At 48.5% G+C, this 6,350-nt stretch carries 7 protein-coding genes and 1 other RNA gene; all 8 read right to left on the reverse strand.

The genetic code is table 11. The annotated features are described in order from the left end of the window. Window positions 1-297 precede the first annotated feature (297 nt). Entirely contained in the window at window positions 298-690 is a 393-nt protein-coding gene (locus ACESLK_RS29670) for a type II toxin-antitoxin system death-on-curing family toxin (protein WP_373233458.1), read from the reverse strand. Between the two features lies 1 nt (window position 691). After that, window positions 692-985 carry an AbrB/MazE/SpoVT family DNA-binding domain-containing protein gene (locus ACESLK_RS29675; RefSeq protein WP_373233459.1) on the reverse strand — a complete coding sequence of 98 codons (294 nt, stop codon included), beginning with the start codon at window positions 983-985 and terminating at the stop codon, window positions 692-694. 402 nt (window positions 986-1,387) lie between these two features. Further along, the gene (locus tag ACESLK_RS29680) at window positions 1,388-2,113 is read right to left on the reverse strand and encodes a Fic family protein (RefSeq protein WP_373233460.1); all 726 of its coding nucleotides are present in this window, start codon (window positions 2,111-2,113) and stop codon (window positions 1,388-1,390) included. A gap of 311 nt (window positions 2,114-2,424) precedes the next feature. Beyond that, the gene (locus ACESLK_RS29685; RefSeq protein WP_373233461.1) at window positions 2,425-2,901 is read right to left on the reverse strand and encodes a hypothetical protein; all 477 of its coding nucleotides are present in this window, start codon (window positions 2,899-2,901) and stop codon (window positions 2,425-2,427) included. Window positions 2,902-2,971: 70 nt separating this feature from the next. After that, entirely contained in the window at window positions 2,972-3,508 is a 537-nt protein-coding gene (locus ACESLK_RS29690; protein WP_373233463.1) for a DUF6036 family nucleotidyltransferase, read from the reverse strand. Window positions 3,509-3,682: 174 nt separating this feature from the next. Continuing rightward, window positions 3,683-4,046, reverse strand: a transfer-messenger RNA (tmRNA) gene (ssrA, locus tag ACESLK_RS29695). 175 nt (window positions 4,047-4,221) lie between these two features. Next, complete coding sequence (smpB, locus tag ACESLK_RS29700) at window positions 4,222-4,707, reverse strand: SsrA-binding protein SmpB (protein WP_373233464.1); 486 nt, start codon at window positions 4,705-4,707, stop codon at window positions 4,222-4,224. Window positions 4,708-4,972: 265 nt separating this feature from the next. Beyond that, window positions 4,973-6,350 (reverse strand): ribonuclease R family protein (locus ACESLK_RS29705; protein WP_373233465.1); only part of this gene is annotated, 1,378 nt, incomplete at its 5' end.

Genomic DNA, 6,350 nt, shown 5'->3' on the forward strand with positions numbered 1-6,350 from the left:
CAGCTTCCTCAATCGCATTGCGATCGTAGAAACCATGTCGAAGTAATCGTTTGTGCGCTCTACATATCGGGCAACACGCAAGATCGGGAAACTCATTCGCTCTCCCAAGTGCGGCATATTCGGAAATATTGACTGGGAATTGGTGGGGATAAATCACCTGAAAACCTCCCGGAGTAATTTGCTCAAAGTCTAGCAAATTACTCCGGCATTAAAATAGTGGGAATCCGTTCCAATGTGAAAATAGGCGCTTGTTTCCAGCGGAAACAATGCGCCTATTCACAGCTCGCTCACGAATCGTCACCTTTCCTCGGAATATTCTTTCAGAATGTTCACGACTGATTCCAAGGTGTGTATGCCTATTGCAACATCTACAATAAACTCCACTGCGTACTTTCGCTCCATATGTAACTGGTATCCATTCAATTTTAGGAATGATTTTGTAACGAGGTAGGCCGTCCGTTTATTCCCATTATGAAAGCCATGATTTTTAACTAAAGACTCTAACAATGCACCCGCCTTATCGAACAAGGATGGATATGCGTCTTCTCCAATAACACTCTGCTGAGGTCTATGTACCGCAGAATCAAGCAGTTTGTGGTCTTTTACGCCTGCTTGATCTGCGTCGTTCATTCTTCTCATCATGAAATAGTGTGCTGAAATCACTTCTTCTATGCTCAAATAGATCGTCATATCATCGATCCCTCAAGTCCTCGAGAATCCCTTGATCTTCTTCAAACACATCAAAGAAAGCTTCAAGAACCTCAGGTCGTACGTGATCTGGAAGATTACCTAGCCTTGCTTTTTTTAGTACGATTTCACCACGTTCATTTTCAACGAATTCAATTTCATCACCATGGGAGACTTTTAGTTTTTCAGCAAGCTTTTTGGGCAGGCTTACACCTAAACTGTTGCCCATTCGACCTATTTTGCGCGAATATCGTTTCAGGGGCTGTTTATCCTCAGTCAAATTGACCACACCATTCATATATATTCTCCTCCCCATAGTATGATCAACACCCATTGAGTTTTACCTTATTACAGTTATAACTTGTTACAGTTATAACTTCATTAACTTGTTTACATTTTATCAGAAATAACATTGCATATAAAGTAAAAACCCCCAGGTGTAAGATTCGAAACCTGTTGGTTATACATGTATGTTGTAGGTGAGGAGGGGATGAGAGTCCGCTCTCGCTCCCCTGCGCGCGATCGAACCTACCAGGGGTTCGCTTTTTTTCCCTTACATAAAGAAAGGGGTCCTGACGCAAAGGTCAGGACCTCTTTCTTTATGGAGCCGAGTGGAGTTGAACCCCCTGTCCTAAGGCAACGCCACACAAGCTTCTACGGGTGTAGTTACAGATTTGATTTCACCGAGGGCGCCGCCCCGTCAAACTAATCTTAAGTATAAATCAAATGTAAGGTCGAGCTTCTGGGCGATTAACCTGAATAATGGAAGGTTGTCGCCCGTAGTATGAGCCGAATCAAGTGCAGCATAATATTCAGCTCGATCCTCTTTTTCAATAACAATCGGCGGATAACCATTCTTCATTAACTCGACATTAAGCAGCAAACGTGCTGTCCTTCCATTACCATCTACGAAAGGATGTATCTTTACAAACTCAATGTGAAGTAAAGCGGATCGCTCTACAGCATGTCTTGTTCCTTGCCACTCCCTATACTCGAACATGAGCTGCTGCATATGATTTGGAACTTGAACGAAATCTGGCGGGATATGAATGGCGCCGCCAATGATAACATTTTCTTTCCGATATACACCTGCATGCTCATCAATGATCCCTTTAAGAACAAGCCGATGGATGTTTTTGATGTGCCATTCGGTTAGCGGTTCCCGACGACTTACGATCTCCTCAACATACAAGATCGCTTCCTTATGGTTAATTGCTTCCAGATGCTCACGAATAGTCTTGCCACCAATCGTAATTCCTTCAAGCGCAACCTTCGTTTCGGATAAAGTCAACGTATTCCCTTCAATGGCATTGGAATGGTACGTCCAGTTAATAATTAAGTGCTCACGAATACTACGTAATGTATGTACGGGAAAAGGCCTTTTCCGATCAAGTCGCTCCTTCTTTTGGTCGATTTCCGAATACATGGGAACCCTCCGATCGATAAAGTCAAGTCCATTATACATCAAGATGAAATGAAAAAGAAAAAGAGGCCTGACCATAAGGTCAGAACCTCTACATGTAATGGAGCCCAGGGGGTATTAAATTCCCGATCAGATGTAGTCACTGTTTTGATGTCACCCGAGAGACGTCCTGTAACCGACTTCTCGTTGGCAGGCGGAGAACTGACGGTGTATCCTTATCGCGATAAAGCTGGCGCAGCCCCTTCGTTAATTTCTCAAATTTATGTTTACATAAGCAAACCCGCTCCTAATTGAAGCGGGTGATCCCTTACATATTAACGAACCTTGACCCTCTTGGAAAAGCTAGTTGATGGTATCGCGTCAAACCGCGTCTGGACAAGTCTGTTTAACTCAGCAGATTGATTATTCCTTAATTGGTAGTCGCGCATAAGGCTTGTAAAGTACTTGGACATTTCTTGTGCCATATCTGAGGGATGTTTTCTTGCAACAATAAGCATAACTTCGCGCCGATTAAAAAACCTTGCCCTAACATCAGAGGCAACGTCATATGAAAGTAGGTTAAAAGCAGCATGAAGATCCACCAACAGCTGATGGGCAAAATCGTCCTCTCTCGCTGAGCGGACTAATTTTTTAAACTCATCTTGGTCTGTTAGTAAATACATCGCTACTGCTTTTCTTACCCGTTCGTTATGTTTTGCGGGCAACAATAGGTCAGGCATTGCCGTTGGTTGGCCTTCGCACAATGCATGGAAGGCAGCGGTAGCCATGAATTGAAAATCTGCGTATTTCATGATCATCACTCACTTAATATTATGACTTACTAATATTCTAACCCATTTTTTCATTTAAAGCCATGGTCATTTATGAAGAGTACCCTTTACGTACATAATATTTATCGTAAATAGAATCGATATCCCAGTACCTCGTTGGATTACCCGCACCAGTATATTTCAGCGCCTCATTATACATATTCTTTAGGTGTTCGAGATCGCCGACATAATCAAGAAGTACGATAACGTCTTCAATATCACGGTCATCACCACGGTTTAGCAGTTTATGTATAATGATATCCATAGGATCAGCTGTGTAAACCCTTAATCGCTTAAACTCAAGCTGAATTTCATCCGCCCGATCGATAAAACCATCAAGACTGTCCCCGCCCTGTAAGTTGTTATTTATATCATACTTATTGAACAGTTCCATCTCAGCTCTAGTTATGTCACCGTACAAGTAGGCATCAATATCTTTCGTTACGCGGGCTTCTTGGGTAATCAAGAGGACAGCCGAACCACCAAAGATGACAATAGTAATTGGAAGTTCTCTGTCCGATAATACTAATAGTTCTTCATCTAATGTTATTAAGCGCCTTATCACGTCCTCGGGGCTTGAGAAGACCATAAATCCACTCCTAATTGAGTCGCTTTTTTTGGATTACCTATTGTCCCGACCGAGATGATATGCACATCATAACATAGACGAGACTATTAATCTTCGTTCCATGAACATCATATGATAGATCGGAACTTTCAACACATGAAAGAGAGCACCACATCAGGTGCTCTCTCACACTACCTATGGAGCCGAGGGGAGTCGAACCCCTGTCCGAAGGCAACGCCACACAGGCTTCTACGGGTGTAGTCACGGATTTGATGTCACCCGAGCGCCGCCCCGTAACCGGCTGCGCGTTGGGTCAGCCTGATTGTCTTCTTCCATGAGACCCCAGGCGGAGACCTCATGGCGTATCCCACTAAGGTTGAGCCCCTATCCTAGCACATGGGCGATGCTAGGGAGGAGCACGCTAACAGGTTATTAAGCTGCTAAAGCGTAGGTTGGTTGTTGTTTGCCATTTAATTGGCTGTAGCGTTGATGAAGCGGACGCAACCCGCTACCCGCTACCCATGCTCGAACTACCCCCGTCGAATCCAGAAACGGCCCCGCAAGATACGCGCTCGTCTTCGCCGTTCGGCGAGGACTGCCCGTCTAGGACCGACTGGCTCAGGCGTAAGCCGGAGTCATCGGTGCAAAATTGATTATATCACAAGTGCGATGCACATGGTGAACTTGTTGGTGGAAGCGCTGGAAGCCAGATATGCGATCATTCCGCACACGCTTTACCGCGCGACCTTCTGCTTCTCGCGAAGCGCCCGCTGGATATCGCGCTGCGCGTCCTTCTTGGCGGCGGTGTCGCGCTTGTCGAACTGCTTCTTGCCGCGGCCCAGACCGAGCAGCAGCTTGGCATAGCCGTTTCGCACATAAATCTTGAGCGGCACGATCGTGTAGCCTTCCTGCTTGGCGCTGCCGAGTAGCTTATGAATTTGCGTCCGATGAAGGAGCAGCTTGCGCGGCCGTGTCGGGTCGGACGGATTATGCCGGTTGCCTTGCTCGAAGGGCGAGATATGCATGTTATGAATGAACGCCTCGCCATTACGAATCAGCGCGAAGCTGTCCGAGATGTTGGCGCGTCCCGCACGCAGCGACTTGATCTCGGTGCCGGTCAGCACCATGCCCGCCTCATACGTATCCTCGATAAAATAATCGTGGGACGCCTTCTTGTTCTGAGCTAGCACTTTGCCGTCATTTTTCTTCTTATCGCTCACCTGCAGCACCTCCCATCAACCTCGGTTCACTCATCTTACAACGTCCCTAAGCGAAAATCAAGCCGACTGAACCGCTATACCGATAGTTTCCCCGGGGCATATTACCTGATAAAAATGAAACGCTTACATCAACCGAGTCATAACAGTACCGTCCCTACAAGTCCCCCAAGCAACCTCATAGCCCCTACAAAAGCCGAACTCAGCCCGCCGCAGGCTCACCCAGGTCAAAACAACCCAAGTGAACCTGCATGCGAACCTACACAAATTACCGCTTCTTTTTCCTGCCACCCTCGGTTTTCTTGCGCGGACCTGCGCCCGGCTTCGGCTTGCCCTTGCCACCGCCACTGCCGCCTCCGATGCCTGAGCCGATTGGAGAGAACACCTTCGCCTTCTTGCCGCCGCCGCGTTTCCCACCGCTGCCTGAGCCGCCCCCATTTTCCCCGGTGCGTGGTTTGTTCTCGCTGCCATAGCCGCCGCGCCCGCTGCCGAAGCCGAAGCTGCCGCTTTTCTCACCTTCGCGGCCCTTCCGCTTGGCGCCGCGCTTCTGACGATCCGCCCATTCAACGAGCGCCCCGTCGATGACAGACAGCTTGCCAGGCTCGCGCGGCTTCGCCTCCACGATCTCAAAATCAATCGTGTGCTCCTCCATATTCACCCTGGTGCACCGAACCCGCACTTCGTCGCCGATCCGGTATATATTCGACGTTCGCTCCCCGATCAACGCCAGATGCTGCTCGTGGAAGTGGTAATAATCGTCGGTCAAGTAGCTGAGGTGGATCAAACCTTCCACCGTATTGTCCAGCTCGATAAACATGCCGAACGAGGTAACGCTGGAAATAATGCCGTCGAACTCCTCGCCGATCTTGTCGAGCATAAACTCGGCCTTCTTCAGCGCCTCCGTATCCCGCTCCGCATCAACCGCCACACGCTCCCGCTCCGACGATTGCTGCGCGATGTCCGGCATCCTGGACGTCAAATATTCATGGCGCTCATCGGACAGCGCTCCGCCGTTCTCGATCACCTCACGAATGACGCGGTGAATAATCAAATCCGGATATCGGCGAATCGGAGAGGTAAAGTGAGAATAATACTCCGCCGCCAAACCAAAGTGTCCCAAGCTCTCGGCGTCATATTTCGCCTGCTTCATCGAACGCAGCAGAACGGTGGAAATAACCGTTTCTTCCTTGGCGCCCTTGATTTCCTCCAAAATTTGCTGAAGCGCTCGCGCATGGATCTTGTTCCCTTTGCCGCGAACGACGTATCCGAAATTGTGCACGAATTGGGTAAACGTCATCAGCTTTTCCGGATCCGGGTCCTCATGAATCCGATACAGGAACGGCACCTTCAACCAGTGAAAATGCTCCGCCACCGTCTCGTTGGTCGCCAGCATGAATTCCTCGATGATCATCTCGGCAATGGAGCGCTCTCGTTTCACGATTTCGGTCGGCTTGCCCTCCGCATCGACAATGACCTTCGCCTCCGTAAAGTCGAAGTCGATCGCACCGCGCTGCATCCGTCGCCAGCGAAGCTTCATCGCCAGCTCCTTCATGGAACGGAACATCGGAACGAGATCGGCATACCGCTCCATCAGCTCCGGCTCTTCATCCATCAGGATTTTGCGGACGTTCGTATAGGTCATCCGT

Source organism: Cohnella sp. (assembly GCF_041640265.1).
In the GTDB taxonomy this organism is placed as follows: domain Bacteria; phylum Bacillota; class Bacilli; order Paenibacillales; family Paenibacillaceae; genus Cohnella.